This window comes from Hyphomonas sp. (assembly GCF_040882205.1).
Lineage (GTDB): Bacteria > Pseudomonadota > Alphaproteobacteria > Caulobacterales > Hyphomonadaceae > Hyphomonas.
In genome coordinates this window covers 1-2,384 of sequence record NZ_JBBEBT010000247.1, presented here as the reverse complement: position 1 = coordinate 2,384, position 2,384 = coordinate 1, and the positions used below count along the sequence as shown (strand labels likewise).

2 protein-coding genes and 1 pseudogene are annotated in these 2,384 nt (G+C 63.7%); 1 reads left to right on the top strand and 2 read right to left on the bottom strand.

Annotated elements, in window-relative coordinates; translation table 11 throughout:
* A pseudogene (locus tag WEA77_RS10430) lies at positions 1 to 191 on the bottom strand (sterol desaturase family protein); the annotation flags it as partial.
* A gap of 94 nt (positions 192 to 285) precedes the next feature.
* Positions 286 to 1,959, bottom strand: coding sequence for a DEAD/DEAH box helicase (locus WEA77_RS10425; protein ID WP_368067814.1), 1,674 nt, complete (start codon positions 1,957 to 1,959; stop codon positions 286 to 288).
* Positions 1,960 to 2,239: 280 nt separating this feature from the next.
* On the opposite strand from WEA77_RS10425, the gene WEA77_RS10420 reads away from it, so the two are divergent.
* Positions 2,240 to 2,384 (top strand): TIR domain-containing protein (locus WEA77_RS10420; protein ID WP_368067829.1); only part of this gene is annotated, 145 nt, incomplete at its 3' end.

Below are 2,384 nucleotides of genomic sequence, written 5' to 3'. Positions count from 1 at the left end.
GCATGATGCAACCGGTGCATCCACAACAGCAGCGGCGCCTTGTTCATTGCCAGGTGCAGTGCCCAGACCGCAAGGTCCAGCAGCACCAATACCGCCGCCGCAACGAGCGAGGCGGGAAGGAAAACGGCATTGAACAGGCCGAAGCCCGCCTGCTCCGCCGCCGCCGGGCCGGCGACCGTCAGCGGCCCCATCAGGCGCGCGATGCCCGTCTAGGAGCCCATAGTGCAAAGCCCACCCTGACCTGCGTCAGGATGGGCTTTGAACGAATTCGGCGTGATCAGGCGATCAGCGCTTCTTCAGGAAGGACGGAACATCAGAGCCGAAGCCTTTGACCCGGTCGGGCGCCGGCTCGAGGATCAGGTCGTCGTCCTTGCGCTTGTAGTCACGGCTGGGGCGCTCGCGCTTGTCGCTGGTACGGTCCGTGCGTTCGGTACGTTCCATACGCGGCTGTTCGCTCTGTTCGACGCGCGGCTTTTCGCTCCGTTCACGGCGTTTCTCGCCGCGAGGGGCGCGTTCGCGCTTCGGCGCATCTTCACGCTTGGCAATGTCTTCACGTTTCGCGGCATCTTCGCGGCGCGGGGCATCTTCACGGGCAACCGGCGCTTCGGCGGCGGCTTGGCTCACCACAGCCACATCGCCTGCCACGGCGTCCGCCACAACCGGCGTTTCTTCGCTGCGCTCGCGGCGGCGCGGGCCGCGCTCACGGCCTTCGCCGCGCTCGCTGCGTCCACGCGGGCCGCGCTCGCGGTCCCGGTCACGGCTGCTGCGGCCACCTGGCCGGTCGCGTTTCTCTTCCGGCGGCAGGTCCTTCAACTCGTCGAGCAGGCCTTCCGGCATGAAGTCCGTCACGTCCTGCTTGGTCATCTTCAGCACGAAGCCCCAGGACTTGTCGTCCGCCGGGGCAACGAGCGTGTAGCTCTCGCCGGTACGTCCCGCGCGGCCCGTGCGGCCGATACGGTGGATGTAGTCTTCGTCCTTCGGCGGCGGGCCGAAGTTGAACACATGGCCAACATCCGGAATGTCGAGACCGCGCGCCGCCACGTCAGACGCCACCAGCAGCTTCAGCGACCCATCGCGGAAACGCTGCAAGGTTTCTGTACGGACGGATTGCGGCAGGTCGCCGTGGATTGGCGCAGCGTCATGGCCATGTTTCGACAGCGAAGCCGCCACGATGTCCACCTCAACCTTGCGGTTGCAGAACACGATACCGTTCTTCACGTTGCAGCTTTCGATCACGCGGCGCAGCGCTGTGCGGCGGGCCTTGCCATCGTTCGTGGGCAGATGAACCACGTGCTGGGTTATCGTCTGGGCGGCGTCCGTCGGGCGCGCCACTTCGATCTTTTTCGGATCTTTCTGGAAGGTCTTGGCGAGGCGCTGGATATCGTTCGGGAAGGTTGCCGAGAAGAGCAGTGTCTGGCGCGTTGCCGGCAGCTTGGAGCAGATTTTCTCGATGTCCGGGATGAAGCCCATGTCCAGCATCCTGTCGGCCTCGTCGATGATCAGCGTCTCGACGCCCATCATCAAGAGCTTGCCGCGGTCGAACTGGTCCATCAGGCGGCCCGGCGTTGCGATCAGTACGTCGACGCCGCGCTGGAGCAGGCCTTCCTGTTCTTTGAAGCTCACGCCGCCGATCAGCAGCGCCATGGTCAGCTTCAGGTACTTGCCATACTTCTCGAAGTTCTCGGATACCTGCGCCGCCAGCTCGCGCGTCGGGCAGAGGATCAGGCAGCGCGGCATGCGCGCCCGGGCCCGGCCGGTCGAAAGGCGCTGGATCATCGGCAGTACGAAGGCGGCTGTCTTGCCGGTGCCGGTCTGGGCAATGCCGGTCACGTCACCGCCCATCAGGATGTGCGGAATGGCTTCGCGCTGGATGGGGGTGGGAATGGTATAGCCGGATTCAATAACGGCTTTGAGGATGTTATCGGCGAGGCCGAAATCCGCGAATGTTGTCTCAGTCAAGGGTAGTGTCTCCGGGATGTCTGGTTGATTTGCCTGGCCGCCCGGATTGGCGGCGCGCGTCCTGCGTCTTTCGGGCCCCAATGGCCCAAAGGACTGCAGCCGGGCGAATCCCATGCCCGGAACATTCGGGGGCCTTACTGCATTTCTGGAGCCGCGTATAGACTGCCTTTCAGGCAATCCCCACCACCGGTTGGTCTTCCGCTTTGAAAACTGTTGCAACTGCGCCGAATAGGGCGCTCTTGGTGCGACCGGTCGGGGACCCGAATGACCGGAGGGGCGCATGTCGGAAATATTTGTATCGTATAACCGCGAAGACCTGAAAACCGCTCAGATCATTGTCGATGGCCTGACGGCTGAGGGCTTTGAAGTCTGGATGGACATGAACCTCCAGGCCGGGGAAAACTATGACGAGATCACCGAAGACC